Source organism: Zobellella denitrificans (genome assembly GCF_002237365.1).
In the GTDB taxonomy this organism is placed as follows: domain Bacteria; phylum Pseudomonadota; class Gammaproteobacteria; order Enterobacterales; family Aeromonadaceae; genus Oceanimonas; species Oceanimonas denitrificans.
The window spans coordinates 85,776-111,296 of record NZ_NMUO01000002.1 but is presented as its reverse complement, the minus strand read 5'-3'; the positions used below and the strand labels follow the sequence as shown (position 1 = coordinate 111,296).

Below are 25,521 nucleotides of genomic sequence, written 5' to 3'. Positions count from 1 at the left end.
ATCCGGTGGCAACAGGTTCGCCTTAACGGATGAGATCGGTACGCCGGAAGGCCTCGCCCAGGGTCGCGGCGAACCCGCCCAGCACCTCGGCCGACACCGGTATCCTGTCCTTGTCGCTCAGGGTGATGCTGCTCTGATTGCCCAGATCGCCCAGCTGGATGCGGTACTCCCGCTCGGGAATGTCCAGCTCCGGCAGACCCAGCTCACGCCATTTGGAGGCACTCAGGCCGTCGTAGTCCACGTCCACGTAACCCAGCGCCTGCTGCCGGTTGGTCAGCTTGAAGCCCAGTTGGGGCAGCAGGGTGACCAGCCGTTTCCAGGTGCGATCATAGCCCTCGGCGGCCAGCAGGCGACCCTGGGGCTGATCCAGCTCCAGGGTGATGGGGCTGCGATCCAGCCGCTCCTGCTGCTGGGTCAGCTCACGCTGATAAGAGAGGGAAAAGGCATTGAGCATGGCCGCCTCGGCCCGCTGCCGATCCTGGGCCAGGCCCTCGCTTCCCACCAGGTTCACCTGCACCGCCACCGCTCGCCGCACCGCGTCCGGCACCAGTTGCCAGCCAAACCGCTGATCGGCATTGCCGATGGGCCGGCCGTTGCTCTGCCAGCCCTGGCCGTCACGGCCGGAGTCCGCCTTCTGGGCGGCGAAGAACGCCTCCAGCGCCTGACTCAGCTCCTGCTCCAGCGGCTGATCCAGCCGCTGCTGGTAAAACCAGAGCCCGGTTCCCCCGTCCATGGCTTCGGAGCCACGCACCAGGGGCAACACCTGGGTGGGGGGGCGGATGTCCAGCTCCCGGCCGGTCACGCCACGCTGGGCCCCGTCGGACAGGGCCGGCACCACGTAGTCGTTGTTGAAGGCAGGGGCTTCCAGCCCCCCCGGGATCAGCAGCGGGATGCTCCTCAGGCGTTCGCCCTCGTAGTCGAAGCCGCGATTGGCCTGGCTGCGGGTTTCCGGGTTGCTGCAGCCCGCCAGCACACTGATGGCCAACAGGCCCACTACCATGTTTCTTGCATTCAAAGGTTTATCCACGCCCTATTAACTCCGCTTTGACTAACGCTGCCCTCACCTGCTCCCGCCCCGACATTTCCAGGGGGATCAAGGGCAAACGCGGCATTGGTGATGCAATGAGCCCGAGCTCGGCACAGGCCCATTTCACCGGTATGGGATTGGTATCACAAAACAAGGCCTGATGCAGGGGCAACAGCCGCCGCTGCATGGCCTCGGCCTCCGGCCAGTCGCCGGTCAGGGCGGCCCTGAACAGGGCCGCCATCTCGGCCGGTGCCACGTTGGCGGTGACCGACACCACCCCATGGCCACCCAGGCGCACGAAATCGAGCGCCAGGTGGTCGTCGCCGCTGAACAGCAGGAAATCGTCACCGCAACAGGCCTTCAGCTGGCTGACCCGCTCGAGCCGACCGCTGGCCTCTTTGATACCGATCACCGCCGCAAGTTCCGCCAGCCGCCCCACGGTGTCCGGCAGCAGATCGCAACCGGTGCGGCCCGGCACATTGTAGAGGATCTGGGGCAGGCCACTGGCCTCGGTGATGGCGGTGTAATGGGCCCTGAGCGCGGCCTGGGACGGCTTGTTGTAGTAAGGCGTGACCGACAGCCCCGCCGTCACCCCCATCTCCTCCATGGCCCGGCTCAGGCGAATGGCCTGGCGGGTGTTGTTGGAGCCGCAGCCACCGATCACCGGGATGCGGCCGTCGGCCTGCTCCACCACGGCCCGCACCACCTCCAGGTGTTCGGCGGTGCTCAGGGTCGGCGACTCGCCGGTGGTGCCCATGGCGGCGATGGCGCCGGTGCCGCAGGCCACATGATGGTCGACCAGCCGGCGCAGGCTGGAAAAGTCGACTTCACCCTCTGCCGTCATCGGCGTGATCAAGGCCACTATGCTGCCGCTGAACATGGAAAATCCCGTTAGGTTTCAAGTGCTCGTATGGTAGTGGCGACACCACAGGAATACAAGAGAGGCGCTGGAGCCCCCCTCGATTTGTGCTACCATGGCCGCTCTCTTCCACTGATCTTTCGGACCGCCGATGACCCATCATCTCGTGGTGACCGCCATAGGCGAAAACAGACCCGGTATCGTGAACGAAGTGGCCCGCCACGTCACCGACTGCGGCTGCAACATCGTCGACAGCCGGCTCGGCATCTTCGGCAACGAGTTCACCTTCATCCTGCTGCTGTCCGGCAGCTGGAACCAGATCACCCGGCTCGAGACCACCCTGCCCCTGTTTGGCCAGAGCCAGGAGCTTATCACCATGATGAAGCGCACCCAGGTGCTGAGCCAGCCCAGCTACGCCCTGAGCGCCGACGTGGAAATGGTGCTGGCCGACAGGCCGGGCATCGTCAACCGCTGCACCCAGTTCTTCAGCGACCGGGGCTGGGACATCCAGGCGATGCAGAGCCAGACCCTGTCCGGCAACGAGGCAGGAAAGTTCAGCGCCCATTTCCAGCTCAACCTCCCCGAACGGCTGGCCGATGGCGAGGCGGAAGACACCTTCTCTCAGTTGTGCCGGGAGCTGGAGTGCGAACGCCACAGCTTTCGCCTTAAACGCAAATAACCCACAGGAAAGCGCAGATGACTTATCTTCCCGAAGGCAGCCAGGCCCCGGCCTTCACCCTGCCCGATCAGAATGGCGCACCGGTCAGCCTGGACCAGTTCCGGGGCAAAAAGGTGCTGGTGTATTTCTATCCCAAGGCCATGACCCCCGGCTGCAAGGTGCAGGCCTGCGGCCTGCGCGACAGCCGGGCGGAGCTTGACGCTCTGGGCATGGTGGTGCTCGGCATCAGCCCGGACCCGGTGGCCCGGCTCAAGAAGTTCGAGGAAAAGGACAACCTCAATTTCACTCTGCTGTCCGACGAGGATCACGCCGTGGCCGACGCCTTCGGGGTCTGGGGGCCGAAGAAGTTTATGGGCAAGGAGTACGACGGCATCCACCGCATCAGCTTCCTCATCGACGAGGCCGGCAAGGTGGTCAGGGTGTTCGACAAGTTCAAGACCAAGGATCACCACCAGGTGGTGCTGGATTACCTGAACCAGGCGTAGGCTGGAAGCTGGAAGCCTGACTCTTGGTCACAAGTCCGGCCGTCTGATTCAGCGCAGGGAAGAGGCAGCAGGGCTACCTCCGCCGACACGCCGCAAGTACGTCCATGTAGGCTCGCACATGCCGTCCCTGGCATGTGACGGTCGGCGGAGGCAATCCCTGTTGCCTCTTTCCAGCTCCGATGCTGCTTGAAGGTGGTGCCAACCGGCGGCTGCGAGGCGATAGAGAGGACAAAGGGCGCAGCTCCGCCGGCCCTCCGCGCCAGGGAGGGCGCGGCGGAGCCTCCAGGGATGGATTTACGGCGTGCCGGAGGAGCTGTGCACTTTGACCGATGTTTTGCTGATCTAAAGTCAACAAAAACTTGTGACTAAAAGTCAGGCTTACGGCTTCCCGCTTCCAGCTGCCGTGCCTCCCGCTGCCGTCAGGCGCCCCGCCAGCCAGAAGCCGGCCACCATGGCGGCGATAAAGAGTCCGGCCTGCCACTGCAGGCTGCCCGCCAGGCCGATGGCCGGTCCGGGGCAGATCCCCGCCAGGCCCCAGCCGATGCCGAAGATCAGCGCCCCGCCGACCAGCCGCGCATCGATGGTCGGCGCCGGCACCTTGGGCAGCTCGGTACCCAGCACACAGCGGTCATGGCCCTTGCGCCAGAGCAAATAGCCCGGCGTAAACACGGCCAGGGCGCCGCCCATCACCAGCACCAGGCTGGGATCCCAGTCGCCGAACAGGTTGAGAAACCCCAACACCTTGGCCGGATCTATCATGCCGGACACCACCAGGCCCAGTCCGAACAGGCCGCCGGACAACAACGCGATCAGCATCAACATGATCAACCTCCCCAGCCAAGCAGGGTGACGGTGGCGATACCGGCGGCGATAAATACCAGGGTCGCCACTACTGAGCGGAGCGAAAAGCGGCCCATGCCGCAGATGCCGTGGCCGCTGGTGCAGCCGTTGCCCAGCCGGGTGCCCAGGCCTACCAGCAGGCCGGCCAGCACCAACTTGAGCACCGAAAACCGTTCCAGAGACGGCGCCTCGGCCAGACCGCTACCGAACAGGACAAAGGGCACCAGCAGCAGGCCGGCGACAAAGGCGATACGCCAGCCCTTGTCGGGCTGGGCGCCGATACCGGCGACGATGCCGCTGATGCCGGCGATGCGGCCGCCCACGATCAGCAGCAGCAGGGCGCCGCCGCCGATCAGCAGGCCGCCCAGCAGGGCGGTCCAGGGGGTGAAGTTCACTATGGTCATCAGGTCACTCCATTAAATTAGTATGAACTAATGATACAACACCCACCTTATTTAGCAATAACTAATGTAAAGGCAACCAGCTCGTCGCTGCCCCGTTATTTACAACACCGCCGCCAGTCGTCAATATGATGCCCATTCGGCAAGCGTGCACTCACAAGGACTCTCAGTATCATGCAGTTGCCTGCATTCCACAGGACCCGGCACCAGTTGTGCTTTTTCAGGCTGGATCCCCAGTTTTGCCTCTATCCGCTGACCCCCTTGCCCCCTGCCGATATTCCGCTTCCCGATCCCCAGCGCTCCCTGCTCAGCCAGCTCGGTGACCTTGAGCGCCGGCAACTGGAACAACTGTGCGCCGCAGGGCACGCGGCCAGCATCGGCCTGACCATAGGAGGACGGCGCTGGCAATGCCACCTGGCTCCGACCGAGCCCAACGGCTGGCTGCTCAGCGCCGACATGGGCCAGTTCCAGCACCAGGACGCCCTCGGCCTGATGGAATGGCAACTGCAGCAGAGCTGGCACCAGCCAGCCCCCCTCTCGGCCAGGCTGCCGGCACTGATGGACACCCTGCTCAACCAGTTGCAGGCGGACAGGATCATCCTGTGGCGCCATTACCCGGAAGAAGAGCTGCTGCGCCCGCTTTACAGCCAGGGGCTGCCCTTTCTGCTGCATCCGGTCAGGGCCGAGCGCCGCTACCTGCGCACCCTGCAGCAGCGGGGCGGCCTGAGCTACAGCCACTGCGCCCAGCAGCCCCTGCTCGGCGCCTTCGACTACCTGGCGAAGGACGGCATCCAGCACCGGCTGGACGTGCCCCTGCCGGCCAACAGCAAGGTGGCCGGCCTCGTCAGCCTGGAATACGCCCGCCCCCGGGCGCCGCTGGCGGCCTCGGACCTGCAGTTTGCCGCCGCCCTGGCCGGCCGGTTGGCCGAGCTTGTCGCCGCCCCCGCCGAGACCGTACCGGCCGATGGCACAGCGACGGATATCTCGTCCCTGATCCCCCTGCTGTGCCGCCACACCGGCCAGGATTTCTTTAACCAGCTGATGCTGCAACTGGCCGAACTCTGCGGCGCCGACCTGGCCCTGGTCGGGCTGCAGCACCGGCGGCAGGACAAGGTACGGGTGCTGTCCTGCTATGAAGGGGGACAGCTCCAGCCGCCCTTCAGTTACCCGCTGGCCGGTACCCCCTGCACCTTCAGCCATGACACCGACAGCCGCATCTGTATCTACCCCCGCGATGTCGCCGAGCTGTTCCCGCAAGACAGCCTGCTGCGGGAAAAGGGCCTGCAGGCCTATATCGGCCTGTCGCTCAAGGATGAGGAGCACAAACCGGTGGGACTGGTGGTGCTGCTGTTCAAGCGGCCGCTGGCAGCCGGCGCCGCCATCCAGACCCTGCTCGAGCAGCTCGAGCCCAGGGTCAAGGCCGAGCTGCTGCGCCGGCGGGATCAGGAAGCCCTGATGGTGGCGGCCGCCGCCTTCGAAACCCAGGAGGGGCTCTTCATCACCGACAACCGGCTGCGCCTCCAGCAGGCCAACCGGGCTTTCGCCGAAATGAGCGGCTACGGCCGGGACGAGCTGGTGGGCTGCTCCGCCCTCGAGTTCAGGGCCGAAGATCCCCATACCGCCACGGTGGACGCCATCGTCCAGGCCATGGAGCAACGACACCAGTGGCAGGGAGAGCAGCGGCTGCGCCGGGCGGATGGCCGGGAGCTGGCGGTCAATATCCATATTACCGAGGTCCGGGACGGTCTCGGTATGGTGCACTATGTGTGCTGCGTGGAGGACATTTCCGGACAGAAGGCCGACAAGCAGCGCATCGAACAGATGGCCTATTTCGACGAACTCACCGGCCTGCACAACCGCCGCTTCATGGTCGAGCATATCGCCCATACGGTGGCCCTGGCCGAACACGAAGCCAGCCGGGGTGCCCTGCTGCTGCTCGACCTGGACGATTTCAAGAACATCAACGATTCCCTCGGCTACGCCCTCGGCGACGCCCTGCTGGTGCAGGTGGCCGAGCGCCTGGGGCTCTTCGCCGAACAGATCGAGGGCGCCAGCCTGGCGCGCATCGCCAGCGACGAATTCGTGCTGCTGTGCCCCAACCTGGGCCACGGCTACTCGGCGGCCAAGACCCGGGCCGAGCAACTGGCCAACGCCCTGCGCGAGCAGTTCCTGCTGCCCTTCCAGCTCGACCAGTTGCGCCTGCACCTGAGCGCCAGCCTCGGCATCAGCCTGTTTCCGGTGGCCGGCCTGGGGCTGGAGGAGTACATGCGCCAGGCGGACACCGCCAACCACATGGCCAAGCGCATCGCCCCCGGCAGCCATGTGTTCTTCAGCCAGGAAATGGCCGACGAGGTGCAGGAACGGCTGGGTCTGTCCAATGCCCTGCAGCAGGCGCTGAAGGATCAGGCGCTGGAACTCCACTTCCAGCCCCAGCTGGGCGTGGACGACGACCGCCAGCTGGGGCTGGAAGCCCTGCTGCGCTGGCATCCCCCCGGCGGGAGCCCGATACCGCCGGCACATTTTATTCCGGTGGCGGAGGAAACCTCGCTCATCTGCGACATCGGCGACTGGGTATTGCAGCAGGCCTGTGCCCGTATCCAGGCCTGGCAGGCAGCAGGCCTGCAGCCCGGCCGGGTCTCGGTCAATATCAGCGCCCGCCATTTCCACAGCCCGGATTTTGTCACCCGGCTCTCGGCCCTGCTGCAACAATACCCCGCCGGCAGAAACAGACTGACGCTGGAAGTCACCGAGGGAGTGATCCTCGAAAACCTGCAGGAAAGCCGGGCCCGCATGTCCCAGATCAAGGCCCTGGGCGTGGGGCTGTCCATCGACGACTTCGGCACCGGCTATTCCTCCTTTGCCTATCTGCGGGAACTGCCGGTGGACGAGATCAAGCTGGATCGCTCCTTTATCCAGCACATCGACAAGCGCCCCCAGGACAAGGCCATCATCGCCTGCCTGCTGGAGCTGGCCGCCATCCTCAAACTGACGGTGGTGGCGGAAGGGGTGGAAACCGAGCAGCAGTTGGCCAGCCTGGCCGAGCTCGGCTGCCCGGCCTACCAGGGCTACCTGCGCGCCCGCCCCATGCCGGAGCCGCAACTGATGGCCTGGCTGGCGGAGCAGGCGCCTAGTTCAGTACGGCGTTGAGCGCGGCCTCGGCACAGGCCTGGTCCAGGTGGCCGCCGGGCGCCCCGCCGATGCCGATGCCGCCCACCAGTTGCTCCTTCACCCGCACCGGCACGCCGCCGCCCAGGATCAGCAGGTCCGGATGCATCTCGCGCAGGCCGAACAGCGCCGGCTTGTCGGCGATGTTGTTGGCCAGCTCGGCGGTCACCCCCCCCATGGAAGCGGCGGTAAAGGCCTTTTTGCGCGCGCTTTCCACCGTGTGGGGACCGGCCTGTTCGTGGCGCGCCAGTGCCTTGAGCACGCCCGAGCGATCCACCACCGCCACCGTGACGTGGTAGCCGTCCTTGGCGCACTGGTTCAGGCCGGCGGTCACCAGCTGCTGGGCGGTGTCGGTGTCGAGCACGGCGGTGTCCAGGGTTTGCGCCTGGGCGCCAAGGCCGGCCAGGGCCAGCAGGGCAAGGTATTTTTTCATCGTTCGTTCTCCGCTGTGAATGAGGAGCCGACTATAGCCCCCCTCGCTTGCCGCCACCTTGCCGCCGCATTACAAGTTGGAAAGGTTGGCGGCAAGCAGCGGTCGCGGCGCTACAATGGCAGCCTTTCTCATTCCCTCGGAGCGGAACACATGGAACTGCTGCTGGTCGAAGACGACCATAAAATTGCCGCCTTCCTCGACCGGGGCCTCACCGAGCAGGGTTACCGGGTGCATCATTGCAGCCGGGCGGAAGACGCCGCCGGCCGGGCCCTGGAGCAGGCGCCCGATGTGGCCATCGTCGACATCATGCTGCCGGGCCGGGACGGCCTCAGCCTGGTGCGGGAATGGCGCGGCCAGGGCGTCGATTTTCCCATCCTGCTGCTGAGCGCCCGGCGCTCGATCGACGACAGGGTGCAGGGCCTGCGCCTCGGCGGCGACGACTACCTGACCAAGCCGTTCGCCTTCAGCGAACTGCTGGCCCGGCTGGAGGCCCTGCTGCGCCGGCGCCAGCCGGCACCGGCCGACACCCTGTTGCAACTGGCGGATCTGCGGCTGGATCCGCTGCGCAAGCAGGCCTGGCGCGGCGAGCAGAAACTGGCGCTGCAACCCCGCGAACTGGTGCTGCTCGAACTGCTGCTGCGCCACCAGGGTCGGGTGCTGTCCCGCACCCAGATCCTGGAGCGGGTCTGGGATTACCGCTTCGATCCCCAGACCAATGTGGTGGACGTGCTGGTGTGCCGGCTGCGCAACAAGATAGACAAGGACAGGCCGCAGAAACTGCTGCACACCCTGAGAGGCATCGGCTATGTCCTGCGCACCGATTGAGCCCCGCTTTGCCACCGGGCGCATCCTCACCCTCTGGTACCTGCTGCTGATGACCCTGGTCACCGGCGGCCTGTTGCTGGCCGGCGATCATCTGCTCGGCAAGCGGTTGCTGGAAAAGGACCGGCAACTGGTCGCCACCCTGCTCGACAACTACCAGCGCGTCGGCCTGGATGCCGGTCCCGACAAGCTGGTGCACGTGCTGCAACGGGACCGGGACTTTCTCGAACTCAGCCACTACCGGGTGCGCTACCGCGCCCCGGACGGGCACTTGCTGTTCAGCGCCGGTCCGGCGCTGCCTTCGGCCGGTGACGGACGGCTCGCCGACGACAGCTGGAGCCAGGGGTACCGGTGGCAGGGATACCGGTTGCAGGTGGCGCTGGCGGCACAGCCCCGGCACCAGGATCTGGCCCGCTACCGGCAGACCATGCTGCAGCTGATGCTGCCCATGCTGCTGTGCAGCCTGCTGCTGGTGGCCTGGCTCACCCGGCGCACCCTGCGCCCGATACGGGCGCTGATCCAGCGGGTGGCCGGCCTGCAACGGGACGGCCTGGAGCAGCAGGTACCCGCGACCGCCTCGCCCAGCACCGAGCTGGGCCAGTTGACCCTGCTGTTCAACCAGCAGATGGCCCGTATCCACCGCCTGGTCAGCGGCCTGCGCCACGCCCTGGACAGCGCCGCCCACGATCTGCGCACCCCCCTCACCCGCCAGCGCCTGAGCCTGGAGCAGGCCCTGGCCAGTCCGGATCCGGCCCATTGGCGTGAAAGCCTGCTCGACTGCGCCGAGGAAAACCAGCGCATGGAGGCCCTGCTCGGTTATCTGCTGGCGATCACCGCCGCCGAGCAGGGCCTGGATCCCGCCCGCCGCCAGCGCTGCGAGCTGGGTGCACTGCTGCGGGAGGTGAGCGAGCTGTACGAACTGGCCGCCGAGGACAAGGGCCTGCACCTCGACACCGAGCTGGCGCCGGCGCTGTGGCTGCAGGGCGACGCCCAGGCCCTGCGCCAGGCCTTCGCCAACCTGCTCGACAACGCCGTCAAGTACACCCCGCCCGGCGGCCGGGTCCGGATCCGGGCCGCACGGTTCGACACCCAGATAGCGGTGGTGGTCGAAGACTCGGGGATGGGTATCGATCCGGTCGACCTGCCCCATATCTTCGAACGCCTGTACCGGGCCGACCGCGGCCGCCACAGCCCGGGCCACGGCCTCGGGCTGGCCCTGGTCAAGGCGATTCTCGACGGCCACCAGGCCCGCATCGAGGTCGAGTCCGGCACGCAGGGCAGCCGCTTTCGCTGCCTCTTTCCTCTAAACAACTCATCCTAATGGTGCGACAGCGACCGGCCACCGTCCGCTCGCTGCCGATAGCGATCTGGTAGTCGGAAACATTATTTAGCAGGCCGGATCCCGGGCATAAAAAAACCGGCTGCAGCAGCCGGTTTCTTACGGGATGGGGGAAGGCTCAGGCCAGCAGGGCCTTGGCCTTTTCCACCACGTTGTCGACAGTAAAGCCGAACAGCTTGAACAGATCGCCGGCCGGGGCCGATTCACCGAAGCTGTGCATACCGATGATGTCGCCACCGAAGCCCACGTACTTGTACCAGTAGTCGGCGATGCCGGCTTCCACCGCCAGGCGCTTGGTGACGGCGGCGGGCAGCACGCTTTCCTTGTAGTCGGCGGACTGGGCGTCGAACACATCGGTACAGGGCAGGGACACCACCCGCACCGCGCGGCCTTCGGCGCTCAACTGCTCACAGGCGGCCACCGCCAGCTCCACTTCGGAGCCGGTGGCGATGATGATGAGCTCGGGAGTGCCGGCGCAGTCCTTCAGTACATAGCCGCCCTTGGCCACGTCGGCCAACTGGGCCTCGGTGCGCTCCATCTGTCCCAGGTTCTGGCGGGAGAAGATAAGAGAGGTCGGACCGTCCTTGCGCTCGATGGCGTGTTTCCAGGCCACGGCGGACTCGACCTGGTCGCAGGGGCGCCAGGTGCTCATGTTGGGGGTCAGGCGCAGGGAGGCGATCTGCTCCACCGGCTGGTGGGTGGGGCCGTCTTCGCCCAGGCCGATGCTGTCGTGGGTGTAGACGAAGATGGAGCGCTGCTTCATCAGGGCCGCCATGCGCACCGCGTTGCGGGCGTATTCCACGAACATCAGGAAGGTACCGCCGTAGGGCACGAAGCCGCCGTGCAGGGCGATGCCGTTCATGATGGCGCTCATGCCGAACTCGCGCACCCCGTAGTGCAGGTAGTTGCCGCTGGCGTCTTCGGCGCTGATCGGTTGGGAGCCCTTGTGCATGGTCAGGTTGGAAGGCGCCAGGTCGGCGCTGCCGCCGAGCAGTTCGGGCAGGATGGCGCCGTAGGCGTCCAGGGCGTTCTGGGAGGCCTTGCGGGTGGCGATCTTGGCCGGGTTGGCCTGCAGGGTCTTGATGAAGTCGGCGCTCTGGGCGGCCCAGTCGGCGGGCAGTTCACCGCTCAGGCGACGCTTGAGTTCGGTGGCCAATGCCGGATGGGCGGCGGCGTAGGCGGCGAATCTTTCGTTCCAGGCGGCTTCGGCAGCCTGGCCCTTGGCCTTGGCGTCCCACTCGCCGTAAACGTCGGCGGGGATCTCGAAGGGGGCGTGGCTCCAGCCCAGTTGCTCGCGGGTGGCGGCGATCTCGGCGTCACCCAGGGGCGCGCCGTGGCAGTCGTGGCTGCCGGCCTTGTTGGGAGAGCCGAAACCGATCACGGTCTTGCAGCAGATCAGGGTCGGGCGGGAAGTATCCGCACGGGCGGCGTCGATGGCGGCGGCCACGGCGGCGCTGTCATGGCCGTCGACATTGGCGATCACCTGCCAGCCGTAAGCTTCGAAGCGTTTGGGCGTGTCGTCGCTGAACCAGCCGTCGACGTGACCGTCGATGGAGATGCCGTTGTCGTCCCAGAAGGCGATAAGCTTGCCCAGCCCCAGGGTGCCGGCCAGGGAGCAGGCTTCGTGGGAGATGCCTTCCATCAGGCAGCCGTCGCCCAGGAAGCAGTAGGTGTAGTGGTCCACCACCTCATGGCCGGGGCGGTTGAACTGGGCGGCCAGGGCCTTCTCGGCGATGGCCATGCCCACGGCGTTGGTGATGCCCTGGCCCAGAGGGCCGGTGGTGGTTTCCACGCCCGGCGCATAGCCGTACTCGGGGTGGCCCGGGGTCTTGGAGTGCAGCTGGCGGAACTGCTTGAGATCGTCGATGGACAGCTCGTAACCGGTCAGGTGCAGCAGGGAGTACAGCAGCATGGAGCCGTGGCCGTTGGACAGGATGAAACGGTCGCGGTCGGCCCAGTTGGGGTTGGCGGGGTTGTGCTGCAAGTAATCACGCCACAACACCTCGGCGATATCCGCCATGCCCATGGGGGCTCCGGGGTGGCCGGAATTGGCTTTCTGCACCGCATCCATACTCAATGCGCGCACGGCATTGGCCAGCACTTGACGAGAAGGCATCGACATCTCCTGAGAACATTTACATGTAGGGTTAAATAGACGGCGGTATTGTCCCAAAGACTGCCGGAGGGCGCAAATTATTCTCCCCCGCCGGGGTGGCCCGCCCCGGCACATTTTGCTGGCAATCGGCAAGGCGCCTCACTAGAATAGCCATCCAGATGTTAATACCGCTATGTTGGCGGTATCATGACAGCGACAGATTAATTCAAGTTTAGGAACCGAAGCATAATGGCCAGACTGTTTACCTCCGAGTCCGTATCCGAAGGTCATCCGGACAAGATTGCCGACCAGATCTCCGATGCGGTGCTCGACGCCATCATCAAGCAGGATCCCAAGGCGCGGGTCGCCTGCGAAACCTACGTCAAGACCGGCATGGTGATCGTGGGTGGCGAAATCTCCACCAGCGCCTGGGTCGACATCGAAGAGCTGGCCCGCCGCACCGTGCGCGATATCGGCTACACCAGCTCCGACATGGGCTTCGACGGTGACAGCTGCGCCGTGCTCAACGCCATCGGCAAGCAGTCCCCGGATATCGCCATGGGCGTGGATCGGGAAGGGGACGACCCTTACGCCCAGGGGGCCGGTGACCAGGGCCTGATGTTCGGCTACGCCTCCAACGAAACCGAAGTGCTGATGCCCGCCCCCATCACCTACGCCCACCGCCTGGTCAAGCGCCAGGCCCATGTGCGCAAGGCCAAGGAGCTGCCCTGGCTGCGCCCGGACGCCAAGTCCCAGGTGACCTTCGTCTATGAAGACGGCAAGCCGGTGGCCATCGACGCCGTGGTGCTGTCCACCCAGCACGGCCCCGACATCGACCAGGCCACCCTGCGCGAAGCGGTGATGGAGCTGATCATCAAGCCGGTACTGCCCGCCGAGTGGCTGACCAGCAAGACCAAGTACTTCATCAACCCCACCGGCCAGTTCATCATCGGCGGCCCCATGGGCGACTGCGGCCTGACCGGGCGCAAGATCATCGTCGACACCTACGGCGGCATGGCCCGCCACGGCGGCGGTGCCTTCTCCGGCAAGGATCCGTCCAAGGTGGACCGCTCCGCCGCCTACGCCGCCCGCTACGTGGCCAAGAACATCGTCGCCGCCGGCCTGGCCGATCGCTGCGAGATCCAGGTGTCCTACGCCATCGGCGTGGCCGAGCCCACCTCCATCAGCGTGGAAACCTTCGGCACCGGCAAAGTGGCCGAGGAGCTTATCGACGCCCTGGTGCGCGAGCACTTCGATCTGCGCCCCTATGGCCTGATCCAGATGCTGGATCTGAACCGGCCCATCTACCAGGCCACCGCCGCCTACGGCCACTTCGGTCGGGAGGAGTTCCCCTGGGAAGCCACCGACAAGGCCGAGCTGCTGCGCGACGCCGCCGGCCTCAAATAACCACCCGAGGGGAAGCGCAGGCTTCCCCTCCGACTGCTGACAAAGCTTCGGGCTTATTCAGAAGGCAACACCCATGCCAAAACAGGCGGTCAAAGGGAGCGGCTCCGCCGACCGTCACCTGCCAGGGATGGCAGGTGCGAGCCTACATGGGGTGAGCTTGTCTCGCCGTGACGAGCGGTTTCGGCCTGACCGAACATCCAGTGAATGTTCGCAGCAGGCTGAAACGGCGAGTGTCATCTCTTGCAGCGTGTCGGCGGAGTTGGCCCTTTGGCCGACTCATCCCTGTGAAGCAGACAACGTTGTCATCAAGCGGAGGGGAAGCGCAGGCTTCCCCTTTGCTTATCCTTATGAGCAGCCGTCTGTCAGTTTTGAGCCAAGTGGTCCAAGGGACACTTATCGGCTAACGTCTTGCGTGTTTCCATCGCCATGAGCCAACCCAGTGACACCCTGTGCCAGCAGGTGAGGGACAGAGTCGACCAGTGCCTGGCCCTGGCCGGGCAGCGGCTGGGACAGGATTTTCCCGCGCCCCGGGTGCGCTTCGATCAACGCGGCCGCATCGCCGGCTCCGCCTGGCTGGAACGCGGGGAGCTGCGCTTCAACCCGGTGCTGCTGGCCGACAACGCCGTCGATTTCCTCACCGAAATCGTGCCCCACGAAGTGGCCCACCTGGTGGTGTTTCACCGCTTCGGCAAGGTCCGCCCCCATGGCGCCGAGTGGCAAGCCGTGATGCGCGATGTCTTCGGGCTCGAACCGAGGACCCGCCACCGCTTGAATACCGCCAAGGTGGCCCCCACCTTCCCTTACGACTGCGGCTGTCGTCTGCACCAGCTGAGCCTGCGCCGCCACAACAGCATCCGGCGCGGCAAACAGCGTTACCTGTGCATGCACTGCGGCCAGTTGCTCAAACCCCATCTCCCCACCAGAAGGAAAAACCCATGATCCAGATTGGCGACCGCCTGCCCGAGCAGGAATTCACCTTTATCACCGAGGCCGGCAAACACACCGCCACCAGCGCCGAACTGTTCGGCGGCAAAAAGGTGGTGATCTTCGCCGTGCCCGGCGCCTTCACACCCACCTGCTCCCAGGCCCATCTGCCCGGCTTCGTAGTGCTGGCCGACCAGTTCAGGCAGAAAGGCGTCGAGCTGTACTGCCTGTCGGTCAACGACGCTTTCGTGATGCGCGCCTGGCAGCAGGCCCAGAATGCCGAGGCCATCACCATGCTGGCCGACGGCGCCGGCCACTTCACCCTGGCCCTGGGGCTCGACAAGGACACCGGCGACTTCGGCGGCCTGCGCGCCCAGCGCTTCGCCCTGCTGGCCGAAGACGGGGTGGTCACCGCCCTGCAGGTGGAAGCCCCGGGCAAGTTCGAGGTGTCTTCCGCCGAAGCCATGCTGAAGCTGGTGTGAACCACGCCGCACGCCGGGAGACCCGCCCCGGCGTGCGGCACAGGCCGCTCTTTCCCCTGCCCCGTCCCGAGTGATAAGCTTGCCCCGCTGTTACCTAACCAAACAATAACGAGTCGTGCGCTATCTTATTCTGTTACTGGGCCTGAGCTCCTGGCTGGCTTATGCCGACGCTTTGTCTTTCAGCCAGGCCAAACGGGTGGCCACCCGGATTTATGAACAACATCCCGTGTCCTTCTACTGCGGCTGCGAAATCAAACGGGAAGGCAAGAAGCTGGTGCCGGAGCTGGACGGCTGCGGTTACCAGGTGCGCAAGCAGCAGGTACGGGCCAGCCGCATCGAGTGGGAGCACATAGTGCCGGCCTGGGAGTTCGGCCATCAGCGCCAGTGCTGGCAAAGCGGCGGCCGCAAGAACTGCACCCGCAGCGACGAGCTGTTCAACCGCATGGAAGGCGATCTGCACAACCTGGTACCGGCCATCGGCGAGGTCAACGGCGATCGCTCCAATTACCGCTTTTCCGAGTGGAACGGCCGGCCGGATCAATACGGCCAGTGCCGGATGCTGGTAGACTTCAAGGGTCGTCGGGCCCAGCCGCCGGCAGAAACCCGGGGCGCCATCGCCCGCACCTACCTCTATATGCAGCAGCAGTACCGGCTCGGTATCGCCAAGCAGCAGTTGCGGCTGTTCGAGGCCTGGAACCGCCAGTATCCGGCCAGCGACTGGGAATGCGAGCGGGATCACCGCATCAATGAGGTACAGGGCAACCGCAACCCCTTTGTGAAGGAGCAGTGCGAACACTATGCGTATACCCCGAATCCATGAGCCCGGCCCGCTCGGGCCCGGACTCGAGCTGTCACTCTCGGAGGACGGCGCCAACCACGTGGGCCGGGTGCTGCGAATGCAGCCGGGCCAGGCGCTGGTACTGTTCAACGGCGCAGGCGGCCAGTATCCCGCCGAGATCCTGAGCGCCGACAAGAAATCGGTGCGGGTACGGCTGGGCGACTTCGACGCCACCGAGGCCGAATCGCCGTTGTATTTCCATCTGGGCCAGGTGATCAGCCGGGGCGAGAAGATGGAATTTACCATCCAGAAGTCGGTGGAGCTGGGGGTCAACGTCATCACCCCGCTGTTTTCCAGCCGCTGCGGCGTCAAACTCGGCGGCGAGCGGCTCGACAAGAAGCTCCAGCAGTGGCAGAAGATCGCCATCGCCGCCTGCGAGCAGTGCGGGCGCAACCGCATCCCCAAGATCCGCCCGGCCATGGATCTTTCGCACTGGCTGGCGGAAGAAACCACCGAACTCAAGCTCAACCTGCATCCGCGCGCCCACCACAGCGTCAACACCTTGCCGTCGCCGGACAGTGGCGTTAGGCTGCTGGTAGGCCCCGAAGGCGGGCTTTCCGACGAGGAAATCGAGCAGGCCCGCGCCCGGGGCTTCGTCGATATCCTGCTCGGCCCCCGGGTACTGCGCACCGAAACCGCGGCCCTGACCGCCATCACCGCCCTGCAATGCCGTTTTGGAGATCTCGCATGACCATCAAGTTGGGAATAGTGATGGACCCCATCCAGTCCATCAACATCAAAAAAGACACCAGTTTCGCCATGCTGCTGGAAGCCCAGCGCCGGGGCTATGAACTCTGGTACATGGAGATGAGCGATCTCAGCCTGCGCGACGGCGAGGCGTTCGGCAACATGGCCCGGTTGTCGGTGAAGGAGGACGCCCGGCAGTGGTTCGCCCTGGCCGAGCCCGAACTCCGCCCCCTGCACAGCCTGGATGTGATCCTGATGCGCAAGGATCCCCCCTTTGACACCGAATATATCTACGCCACCTACCTGCTGGAACGGGCCGAAGGCGAAGGCGTGCTGATCGTCAACAAGCCCCAGAGCCTGCGCGACGCCAACGAGAAGCTCTATACCGCCTGGTTTGCCGAGCACACCCCCAGCACCCTGGTCACCCGCAAGGCCGGCGACATCCGCGCCTTCCACGCCGAGCACAAGGACATTATCCTCAAGCCGCTGGACGGCATGGGCGGCGCCTCCATCTTCCGGGTGAAGGAGGACGATCCCAACCTCGGCGTCATCATCGAGACCCTGACCGAACACGGCCAGCGTTACTGCATGGTGCAGAGCTACCTGCCCGCCATCAAGGACGGCGACAAGCGGGTGCTGGTGGTGGACGGCGAGCCGGTGCCCTACTGCCTGGCCCGTATTCCCCAGGGCGGCGAAACCCGCGGCAACCTGGCCGCCGGCGGCCGGGGCGAGGCCCGTCCCCTGAGCGACAGCGACCGGCGTATCGCCGAGGCCCTGGGCCCGGTGCTCAAGGCCAAGGGCCTGATCTTCGTCGGCCTCGACATCATCGGTGACAAGCTGACCGAGGTGAACGTCACCAGCCCGACCTGTGTGCGCGAGATCGAAGCCGCCTTCCCGGTCAATATTACCGGCATGCTGATGGACGCCATCGAAAAACGACTATCCTGACAATAAGACGCCCTTAATGCCCGGGGCCATTACCACCGCCCCGGGTTCAACCGATACGAGACGCCATGGACTCACTGCAACATCACTTCCTTATCGCCATGCCCAGCCTCAAGGACCCCTTCTTTGCCGGCTCCGTCACCTATATCTGCGAGCACAACGACGACGGCGCCATGGGGCTGGTGATCAACATCCCCATCGATATGAAGGTCCATGAGCTGCTGCACCAGCTGGAGCTGGAGCCGGAAGACAGCCCCAGCCTTGACAGGCCGGTGCTGCAAGGCGGCCCGGTGGCGGCGGATCGGGGCTTCGTGCTGCACAGCCCGGTCGAGGGCTTCAGCTCCAGCCAGCAGTTGGCGGAGGATCTGATGATCACCACCTCCCGCGATGTGCTGGAGGTGCTGGGCACCGAACAGGAGCCCGAGCACTACCTGGTGGCCCTGGGCTATGCCGGCTGGACCCCGGGCCAGCTGGAGCAGGAACTGGTGGAGAACAGCTGGCTGACCATCCCCGCCGACACCGCCCTTATCTTCGACACTCCCCTGGGCCAGCGCTGGCACCAGGCCATCGGCCGGCTGGGGGTGGACTCGCGCCAGCTGTCCTCCCAGGTGGGCCACGCATGAGCCGGACCCTGCTCGGCTTCGACTACGGCCTGAAGAGCATCGGCGTGGCCGTAGGCCAGGAGATCACCGCCTCGGCCCGGCCGCTGACGGCGCTGAAAGCCAATGACGGCGTGCCCGACTGGAACCAAGTGGAAAGACTGCTCAAGGAATGGCAGCCGGCGCTGCTGGTGGTGGGCTTGCCCCTCAATATGGACGGCACCGAACAGGACATCAGCCGGCGGGCGCGCAAGTTCGCCAACCGGCTGCACGGCCGTTTCGGCCTGGCCGTCGAGCTGCAGGACGAGCGCCTGACCACCACCGACGCCCGCGCCCGGCTGTTCGAGGCCGGCGGCTACAAAGCCCTGGGCAAGGACGCGGTGGACGCGGTCTCGGCCCAGCTGATCCTCGAATCCTGGATGGAAAGCCGGCTATAAGCTGGAAGCTGGAAGCTGGAAGCTGGAAGCTGGAAGCTGGAAGCTGGAAGCTGGAAGCTGGAAGCTGGAAGCTGGAAGCTGGCATCATGGATGTGCTGTGATCCAGTCTGTCCAGCACCGTTCGCACCAGTAACCGCCTCTCTGTCCCGGTTAGGGGTACAAAAAAACCCGCCGCAGCGGGTTTTTTATGTTCCGGTATTATCCGAAGATAATTACAGAACCTGGATTTGGGACGCCTGCGGGCCCTTGGCACCCTGGGACGGGGTGTAGGAGACCTGCTGGCCTTCGGCCAGGGTCTTGAAACCACTGCCGACGATTTCGGAGAAATGGGCGAACAAATCCTTGCTGCCGTCAGCCGGAGTGATGAAACCAAAACCTTTTGCTTCGTTGAACCATTTTACGGTGCCGTTAGCCATTTTATCTTACCTTTATTTATTTCAATGATGAGCCATGCTCGGCTCGGTAACGCAACAACAATCAAATAAGGGAAGCTTGGTGACTGAAGAACCGCAAAGGAACCAACAATATACAAAGGCCGCGCTGACTTGAAAATCTTGCTGGGGTGCACTCTACGGGAGTCGCGGGGTGGCGTCAAACACTATCGCCAATATCTTTGGATAAATTTTATACAACAGCAAAAAGGCGCCCGCAGGCGCCTTTTCCATTTCCGATCAGAGAGACCGCCGGCTTACTTGCCGTTGGCCACCCGCTCGTGCATTTCCTGAACCGAAATCACCGAGGCGGTGGCGTCGTGGGCCATGGCCATGACGGTGGCGAAGGCCCCGTTCAGGGTGGTGGTGTAGGACACCTTCTGGCTCAGGGCACCCCGGCGCAGCTGGCGAGAATCCTCGATGGCCTGGCGGCCCTCGGCGGTGTTCACGATATAGCTGTACTCGTTGTTCTTGATCCGATCCAGAATGTGCGGACGACCTTCATGCACCTTGTTCACCAGCCGCGGGTTGATGTTGGCTTCGCCCAGCACCACGGCGGTGCCGTGGGTGGCGTCCAGCTGGTAGCCGGCTTCCAGCAGGCTGGCGGCCAGGTCGACCACCCGCTGCTTGTCGCTGTGGCGAACCGACAGCAGGGCGCGGCCTTCCTTCGGTACCGCCTTGCCGGCGCCCAGATGGGCCTTGCCGAAGGCCTCGGCGAAGGTCTCGCCCACGCCCATCACCTCGCCGGTGGAGCGCATTTCCGGCCCCAGCAGCGGATCCACGCCCGGGAACTTGTTGAACGGCAGCACCACTTCCTTGACCGAGTAGTAGGGCGGGATGATCTCTTTGGTCACGCCCTGCTCGGCCAGGGACCTGCCGGCCATCACCCGGGCCGCCACCTTGGCCAGCGGCACACCGGTGGCCTTGGACACGAAGGGCACGGTACGGGCCGCGCGCGGGTTCACCTCGATGAGGTAGATGTCGTTGCCCTTGACCGCGAACTGCACGTTCATCAGGCCGACCACCCCCAGCTCCAGGGCCAGCTTGCGCACCTGTTCGCGCATCTCGTCCTGGATCGCCTTGGAGAGGGTGTAGGGCGGTAGGGAGCAGCCGGAGTCGCCGGAGTGCACGCCGGCCTGTTCGATGTGCTCCATGATGCCGCCGATGACCACGTCCTTGCCGTCGCAGATGGCGTCGATGTCCACCTCGGTGGCATCATCCAGGAAGCGATCCAGCAGCACCGGCGACTCGTTGGACACACTCACCGCCTCGTTGAAGTAACGGCGCAGATCCTGCTCGTCGTAGACGATTTCCATGGCCCGGCCGCCCAGCACGTAAGAGGGGCGCACCACCAGCGGGTAGCCGATTTTCTCGGCCAGGGACACGGCCTGCTCCAGGGCGGTCACGGTGGCGTTCTGGGGCTGCTTGAGGCCCAGACGCTCCACCGCCTGCTGGAACCGTTCCCGGTCCTCGGCCCGGTCGATGGCGTCCGGGCTGGTGCCGATCACCGGCACACCGGCGGCTTCCAGGGCGCGGGCCAGTTTCAGCGGGGTCTGGCCGCCATACTGGACGATCACGCCCTTGGGCTGCTCGACCCGCACGATTTCCAGCACGTCCTCCAGGGTCACTGGCTCGAAGTAGAGGCGGTCAGAGGTGTCGTAGTCGGTGGACACGGTTTCCGGGTTGCAGTTGACCATGATGGTCTCGAACCCGTCCTCGCGCAGGGCCAGGGCCGCGTGCACGCAGCAGTAGTCGAACTCGATGCCCTGGCCGATGCGGTTGGGGCCGCCCCCCAGGACGATGATCTTGTCCTTGTCGGTGGGGTTGGCCTCGCACTCCTCGTCGTAACTGGAGTACATGTAGGCGGTATTGGTGGCGAACTCGGCGGCGCAGGTGTCCACCCGCTTGTACACCGGGAAGATCTCGTGGCGGTGGCGCAGCTTGCGCACCTCGCCCTCGCTCACGCCCAGCAGCTTGCCCAGACGCGCATCGGCAAAGCCCTTGCGCTTGAGCGCCCGCAGGAATTCGGGGGTCAGGCCGGCAAACCCGCCTTCCTTGACCTGCTCTTCCAGCTTGATCAGCTCTTCGATCTGCACCAGGAACCAGCGGTCGACATTGGTCAGCTTGAACACGCCGTCCACGCTCATGCCGGCCCGGAAGGCATCGGCGATGTACCAGATCCGCTCGGCGCCGGGCTCCTGCAGCTCGTGGCGGATGCGGGCCAGGCTCTCGGGATCGTTCAGGTCGACGATGGGATCGAAACCGTGCATGCCGGTCTCCAGGCCACGCAGGGCTTTCTGCACCGACTCCTGGAAGTTGCGGCCGATGGCCATCACCTCGCCCACCGACTTCATCTGGGTGGTCAGGCGGTCGTTGGCGCCGGCGAACTTCTCGAAGTTGAAGCGCGGCACCTTGGTGACCACGTAGTCGATGGCCGGCTCGAACGAAGCCGGGGTCAGGCCGCCGGTGATGTCGTTCTGCAGCTCGTCCAGGGTGTAGCCGATGGCCAGCTTGGCCGCCACCTTGGCGATGGGGAAGCCGGTGGCCTTGGAGGCCAGGGCGGAGGAGCGGGACACCCGCGGGTTCATCTCGATGATGACCATGCGGCCATCCTTGGGATTGATGCCGAACTGGACGTTGGAGCCGCCGGTTTCCACCCCGATCTCGCGCAATACCGCCATGGAGGCGTTGCGCATCAGCTGGTATTCCTTGTCGGTCAGGGTCTGGGCCGGCGCAACGGTGATGGAGTCACCGGTGTGCACGCCCATGGCGTCGAAGTTCTCGATGGCGCAGACGATGATGCAGTTGTCGTTGCGATCCCGCACCACTTCCATCTCGTACTCTTTCCAGCCAATGAGGGACTCGTCGATCAAGAGCTCATTGGTGGGCGACAGGTCCAGGCCGCGGGTACAGATCTCCTCGAACTCTTCCCGGTTGTAGGCGATGCCGCCGCCGGTGCCGCCCATGGTGAAGCTGGGGCGGATGATGCAGGGGAAGCCCACCTGGTCCAGCACCCCGTAGGCTTCTTCCATATTGTGGGCGATGCCGGCGCGGGGGCACTCCAGGCCGATGCTCTTCATCGCCTGGTCGAAGCGATAGCGGTCTTCCGCCTTGTCGATGGCGTCGGCGGTGGCGCCGATCATCTCCACCCCGAATTCGGCCAGCACGCCGTGCTTTTCCAGCTCCAGGGCGCAGTTGAGCGCGGTCTGGCCACCCATGGTGGGCAGCACCGCGTCGGGGCGCTCCTTCTCGATGATGCGACGCACCACTTCCCAGTGGATGGGTTCGATATAGGTGGCGTCGGCCATCTCCGGATCGGTCATGATGGTGGCCGGGTTGGAGTTGACCAGGATGACGCGGTAGCCTTCTTCCCGCAGGGCCTTGCAGGCCTGGGCGCCGGAGTAGTCGAATTCACAGGCCTGACCGATCACGATGGGGCCAGCGCCCAGGATCAGAATGCTCTGTATGTCTGTACGTTTTGGCATGACTCTTCCCTACTCCTAATTACGCGCGGTACTGCTTAATCAAATCGATAAAGTGGTCGAACAGGTCGGCGGCTTCGTGCGGACCCGGGCTCGCTTCAGGGTGGCCCTGGAAGCTGAATGCCGGCCTGTCGGTGCGGTGAATCCCCTGCAGGGAGCCGTCGAACAATGACTTGTGGGTCACCCGCACATGGGCCGGCAGGGTGTCTTCGTCCACCGCGAAGCCGTGGTTCTGGCTGGTGATCATCACCACGCCCTTGTCCAGATCCTTGACCGGGTGGTTGGCACCGTGGTGGCCGAACTTCATCTTCACGGTCTTGGCACCGCTGGCCAGGCCGAGCAGCTGGTGGCCCAGGCAGATGCCGAACACCGGAATGTCGGTCTCGAGGAAGGTCTTGATGGCACTGATGGCGTAATCGCAGGGCTCGGGATCGCCGGGACCGTTGGACAGGAAGATGCCGTCCGGCTTCATGGCCAGCACCTCGGCGGCCGGAGTCTGGGCCGGCACCACGGTCAGGCGGCAGCCGCGGTCGACCAGCATGCGCAGGATATTGCGCTTGACGCCGTAGTCGTAGGCCACCACGTGGTAGGGCAGCTCGCTCTCGGCCGGCTGGCTGTGGCCCTGGCCCAGGGTCCAGCTGCCTTCACGCCAGGGATAGGGCTCGCGGGTGGTCACTTCCTTGGCGAGATCCATGCCCTTGAGGCCGGGAAACGCCTTGGCTTCGGCCAGGGCGCGGGCTTCGTCCAGCTCGGGGCCGGCGATGATGCAACCGGCCTGGGCGCCTTTCTCGCGCAGGAGTCGGGTCAGCTTGCGGGTATCGATATCGGCAATACCCACTATGTTATGGGCCTTGAGGTAGTCGGACAGGGAACGCTGGTTGCGGAAGTTGGAGGCGACGAGGGGGAGATCGCGGATGATCAATCCCTGGGCGTGGACCCGATCGGACTCTTCATCTTCGGCGTTAGTGCCGGTATTGCCTATATGAGGATAAGTAAGCGTAACGATCTGGCGGGAATAGGACGGGTCGGTAAGGATTTCCTGGTATCCCGTCATCGACGTATTGAATACCACTTCACCTACGGAACAACCGTCGGCACCGATGGCTGTACCGCGGAAGACCGAGCCATCTTCCAATACGAGCAGCGCTGAGTGAGTCAAGACAACCTCCAAGTTAATTCTTATAAATCAACAATTTACCTGGCTGTCCCGAGCTGCAGACAAAAAAATTTTACTGCATCTCGGCTAATACTGGGCAAATTCTGCGTATTTTATATAAAAGCGCCGTTTTCGACAAACTTTTTTGGCGGCGAGCGCCGCCGGCGGCCGGGCCACCGTCAAATCAAGAATGAAAAGACAAAAAAATCGCTTAAAAACGCAGAGCGGATTCACTGGCAACAAAAAATGGGGCATTGCTCCTGTTTCTTGGTCAATACCTTGAAGAATCAAAGAATTGTTCAACTACTTCTTATATAACAACACCTTGCAAAATTTCACATCAAAATAATATCCCAAATCCAGGCCCGGCAACCCGGCAGGAAGCGCTGCTCCCGGCTTGCCGGGCTGCATAAGGGACAACTATTTCAGGTTGAGCACATCCTGCATGTCGTACAGGCCCGGTTGCTGGCCGGCGATCCAGGCGGCGGCCCGTACGGCGCCATTGGCAAAGGTCAGGCGGTTGGACGCCTTGTGGGTGATCTCCACCCGCTCGCCGATGTCCACGAACATGGCGGTATGTTCGCCCACGATGTCGCCGGCCCGCACGGTGGCGAAGCCGATGGTGTTGCGATCCCGCTCGCCGGTGATGCCTTCCCGGCCATAGACGGCGCACTGCTTCAGATCCCGTCCCAGGGTGTCGGCGATCACCTCGCCCATGCTGAGCGCGGTGCCCGACGGCGCATCCACCTTGAAGCGGTGATGGGCTTCCACAATCTCGATATCGGTGTAGTCTCCCATCACCCTGGCCGCCTGCTCCAGCAGCTTGAACACCAGGTTGACCCCGACACTGTAGTTGGACGCCATCACCATGGCGGTGTCGGCGGCGGCGGCGTGGATCTCGGCCTTTTGCGCCTCATCAAAGCCGGTGGTGCCGATCACCAGCCGCTTGCCATGCTGGCGGGCCAGGGCGATATTGGCCAGGGTCGCCTCCGGGCGGGTAAAGTCGATGATGACATCGACCTGGTCGATCACCCTTGCCAGATCGGCGCTAACCATTACCCCCAAACGGCCCACATTGGCCAGCTCACCCGCATCCACGCCCAGTACGCTGGAGCCCGCATGCTCGATGGCGGCGGCCAGGGTAACGCCTTCGGTATTGGTTACGGACTCCACCAGTACCTTGCCCATGCGTCCGTTACAGCCGGCGACGGCGATGCGAACCGGATTTGTCATGCTGTTGTTTCCTTAAAGTGTGCGATTAACAAGAATAGCCCGGAGTTTGCCAGATAAGCGCCCGCTTGCAAATTTTCCGTTTGCCCCGGCGCGGGCGTAAAAAAACCGGCGGCTGCCGGTTTTTGCTATCAGGCGATGTCGAGCAACTCGACTTCGAACACCAGGGTGGAGCAGGGCGGGATGGAGCCGGCACCCTGTTCGCCGTAGGCCAGGTGATGGGGCACGTACAACTTCCACTTGGAGCCGACCGGCATCAGTTGCAGGGCTTCGACCCAGCCCTTGATCACGCCGTTGACCGGGAACTGGGCCGGCTCGCCACGCAGTACCGAGCTGTCGAACACGGAGCCGTCGATAAAGGTGCCGTGGTAGTGCACGCGTACGGTGTCGGTGGCGGCGGGCTTGGCGCCCTCGCCCTGGGCCAGCACTTCGTACTGCAGGCCGGAGGCGGTCTGCTCTACTTCGGCACGCTCGCCGTTGGTGGCGAAGAAAGCCGCTTCTTCTTCCCTGGCCTTGGCAAACTGGGCGGACTGCTGCTCCTGCATGCGCTGGGTGATCACCTGGAAGGCACCGTTGATGTCCTCGCGGGACACGGCGAACTCCACCCCGCCGAGGGCGTCGGCCAGGCCTTGCTGTACGGCGGACACATCCAGCCCTTCGAATGATTGCTGGCTCAGTTGATCACCGATTTGACGACCGATGCCGTAGCTGGCCTTCTGCTCTACTGTCTCATATGACGACATGCCATTCCCTCTGTT

At 64.5% G+C, this 25,521-nt stretch carries 24 protein-coding genes; 13 read left to right on the top strand and 11 right to left on the bottom strand.

What is annotated here, in order from left to right; genetic code table 11:
- Positions 1–22: 22 nt before the first annotated feature.
- Positions 23–1,015 carry an NlpB/DapX family lipoprotein gene (gene bamC / locus CGX12_RS01165; RefSeq protein WP_254918174.1) on the bottom strand — a complete coding sequence of 331 codons (993 nt, stop codon included), beginning with the start codon at positions 1,013–1,015 and terminating at the stop codon, positions 23–25.
- 4 nt (positions 1,016–1,019) lie between these two features.
- Positions 1,020–1,907 (bottom strand): 4-hydroxy-tetrahydrodipicolinate synthase, encoded by an 888-nt coding sequence (gene dapA / locus CGX12_RS01160; RefSeq protein WP_094038059.1) that lies wholly within the window; start codon positions 1,905–1,907, stop codon positions 1,020–1,022.
- Between the two features lie 130 nt (positions 1,908–2,037).
- Between dapA and CGX12_RS01155 the strand changes: the two genes are divergently transcribed.
- Together CGX12_RS01155 and bcp are read left to right on the top strand one after the other, a co-directional pair.
- Positions 2,038–2,565 carry a glycine cleavage system transcriptional repressor gene (locus CGX12_RS01155; RefSeq protein WP_094038058.1) on the top strand — a complete coding sequence of 176 codons (528 nt, stop codon included), beginning with the start codon at positions 2,038–2,040 and terminating at the stop codon, positions 2,563–2,565.
- A gap of 17 nt (positions 2,566–2,582) precedes the next feature.
- Positions 2,583–3,050, top strand: a complete 468-nt coding sequence (bcp, locus tag CGX12_RS01150) for a thioredoxin-dependent thiol peroxidase (protein WP_094038057.1) — start codon at positions 2,583–2,585, stop codon at positions 3,048–3,050.
- 378 nt (positions 3,051–3,428) lie between these two features.
- Here bcp and CGX12_RS01145 read toward each other — a convergent pair whose 3' ends face one another.
- Positions 3,429–3,872: a DUF6691 family protein gene (locus tag CGX12_RS01145; RefSeq protein ID WP_094038056.1), complete on the bottom strand. Its 444-nt coding sequence runs from the start codon at positions 3,870–3,872 to the stop codon at positions 3,429–3,431.
- Positions 3,873–3,874: 2 nt separating this feature from the next.
- The gene (locus CGX12_RS01140; protein WP_094038055.1) at positions 3,875–4,294 is read right to left on the bottom strand and encodes a YeeE/YedE family protein; all 420 of its coding nucleotides are present in this window, start codon (positions 4,292–4,294) and stop codon (positions 3,875–3,877) included.
- A 171-nt stretch (positions 4,295–4,465) separates the two neighbouring features.
- On the opposite strand from CGX12_RS01140, the gene CGX12_RS01135 reads away from it, so the two are divergent.
- On the top strand, positions 4,466–7,438 hold the full coding sequence (locus CGX12_RS01135) for a sensor domain-containing phosphodiesterase (RefSeq protein ID WP_094038054.1): 2,973 nt from the start codon (positions 4,466–4,468) through the stop codon (positions 7,436–7,438).
- Here the strand turns inward: CGX12_RS01135 and CGX12_RS01130 are convergent.
- Positions 7,419–7,889 (bottom strand): GlcG/HbpS family heme-binding protein, encoded by a 471-nt coding sequence (locus tag CGX12_RS01130; protein ID WP_094038053.1) that lies wholly within the window; start codon positions 7,887–7,889, stop codon positions 7,419–7,421. The two genes, CGX12_RS01135 and CGX12_RS01130, sit on opposite strands and share 20 nt — an antisense overlap.
- Positions 7,890–8,039: 150 nt before the next feature.
- Here CGX12_RS01130 and CGX12_RS01125 point away from each other — a divergent pair, with 150 nt between their 5' ends.
- Positions 8,040–8,714, top strand: coding sequence for a winged helix-turn-helix domain-containing protein (locus CGX12_RS01125; RefSeq protein ID WP_094038052.1), 675 nt, complete (start codon positions 8,040–8,042; stop codon positions 8,712–8,714).
- The gene (locus tag CGX12_RS01120) at positions 8,695–10,032 is read left to right on the top strand and encodes a sensor histidine kinase (RefSeq protein ID WP_094038051.1); all 1,338 of its coding nucleotides are present in this window, start codon (positions 8,695–8,697) and stop codon (positions 10,030–10,032) included. The genes CGX12_RS01125 and CGX12_RS01120 overlap by 20 nt, the downstream gene beginning before the upstream one ends.
- Positions 10,033–10,168: 136 nt before the next feature.
- On the opposite strand, the gene tkt is transcribed toward CGX12_RS01120, so the two are convergent.
- Positions 10,169–12,166, bottom strand: coding sequence for a transketolase (tkt, locus tag CGX12_RS01115; RefSeq protein ID WP_094038050.1), 1,998 nt, complete (start codon positions 12,164–12,166; stop codon positions 10,169–10,171).
- 228 nt (positions 12,167–12,394) lie between these two features.
- Here tkt and metK point away from each other — a divergent pair, with 228 nt between their 5' ends.
- The 8 genes from metK to ruvX all read left to right on the top strand — a co-directional run bounded on the left by metK (position 12,395) and on the right by ruvX (position 18,464).
- A complete protein-coding gene (metK, locus tag CGX12_RS01110; protein WP_094038049.1) occupies positions 12,395–13,552 on the top strand; it encodes a methionine adenosyltransferase in 1,158 nt (385 codons plus the stop codon).
- Between the two features lie 426 nt (positions 13,553–13,978).
- Complete coding sequence (locus CGX12_RS01105) at positions 13,979–14,491, top strand: SprT family zinc-dependent metalloprotease (protein ID WP_094038069.1); 513 nt, start codon at positions 13,979–13,981, stop codon at positions 14,489–14,491.
- A complete protein-coding gene (locus CGX12_RS01100; RefSeq protein WP_094038048.1) occupies positions 14,488–14,958 on the top strand; it encodes a peroxiredoxin in 471 nt (156 codons plus the stop codon). The genes CGX12_RS01105 and CGX12_RS01100 overlap by 4 nt, the downstream gene beginning before the upstream one ends.
- A gap of 172 nt (positions 14,959–15,130) precedes the next feature.
- Complete coding sequence (locus tag CGX12_RS01095) at positions 15,131–15,778, top strand: endonuclease (protein ID WP_408645770.1); 648 nt, start codon at positions 15,131–15,133, stop codon at positions 15,776–15,778.
- Positions 15,756–16,487, top strand: a complete 732-nt coding sequence (rsmE, locus tag CGX12_RS01090; RefSeq protein ID WP_094038046.1) for a 16S rRNA (uracil(1498)-N(3))-methyltransferase — start codon at positions 15,756–15,758, stop codon at positions 16,485–16,487. The genes CGX12_RS01095 and rsmE overlap by 23 nt, the downstream gene beginning before the upstream one ends.
- The gene (gshB, locus tag CGX12_RS01085) at positions 16,484–17,431 is read left to right on the top strand and encodes a glutathione synthase (protein ID WP_094038045.1); all 948 of its coding nucleotides are present in this window, start codon (positions 16,484–16,486) and stop codon (positions 17,429–17,431) included. Before rsmE ends, gshB begins: the two co-directional genes overlap by 4 nt.
- A 65-nt stretch (positions 17,432–17,496) precedes the next feature.
- Positions 17,497–18,051: a YqgE/AlgH family protein gene (locus CGX12_RS01080; protein ID WP_094038044.1), complete on the top strand. Its 555-nt coding sequence runs from the start codon at positions 17,497–17,499 to the stop codon at positions 18,049–18,051.
- Positions 18,048–18,464, top strand: coding sequence for a Holliday junction resolvase RuvX (ruvX, locus tag CGX12_RS01075; protein ID WP_094038043.1), 417 nt, complete (start codon positions 18,048–18,050; stop codon positions 18,462–18,464). Before CGX12_RS01080 ends, ruvX begins: the two co-directional genes overlap by 4 nt.
- 212 nt (positions 18,465–18,676) lie before the next feature.
- Here ruvX and CGX12_RS01070 read toward each other — a convergent pair whose 3' ends face one another.
- From CGX12_RS01070 to bamJ, 5 genes are all read right to left on the bottom strand, one after another.
- Positions 18,677–18,880: a cold-shock protein gene (locus tag CGX12_RS01070; protein WP_094038042.1), complete on the bottom strand. Its 204-nt coding sequence runs from the start codon at positions 18,878–18,880 to the stop codon at positions 18,677–18,679.
- A gap of 272 nt (positions 18,881–19,152) precedes the next feature.
- Entirely contained in the window at positions 19,153–22,380 is a 3,228-nt protein-coding gene (carB, locus tag CGX12_RS01065) for a carbamoyl-phosphate synthase large subunit (RefSeq protein ID WP_094038041.1), read from the bottom strand.
- A 19-nt stretch (positions 22,381–22,399) separates the two neighbouring features.
- On the bottom strand, positions 22,400–23,536 hold the full coding sequence (gene carA / locus CGX12_RS01060; RefSeq protein ID WP_094038040.1) for a glutamine-hydrolyzing carbamoyl-phosphate synthase small subunit: 1,137 nt from the start codon (positions 23,534–23,536) through the stop codon (positions 22,400–22,402).
- Between the two features lie 417 nt (positions 23,537–23,953).
- The gene (gene dapB / locus CGX12_RS01055; protein WP_094038039.1) at positions 23,954–24,766 is read right to left on the bottom strand and encodes a 4-hydroxy-tetrahydrodipicolinate reductase; all 813 of its coding nucleotides are present in this window, start codon (positions 24,764–24,766) and stop codon (positions 23,954–23,956) included.
- Between the two features lie 128 nt (positions 24,767–24,894).
- Positions 24,895–25,506, bottom strand: a complete 612-nt coding sequence (gene bamJ, locus CGX12_RS01050) for a BamJ family beta-barrel-assembly machinery protein (protein ID WP_094038038.1) — start codon at positions 25,504–25,506, stop codon at positions 24,895–24,897.
- Between the last annotated feature and the right edge of the window lie 15 nt (positions 25,507–25,521).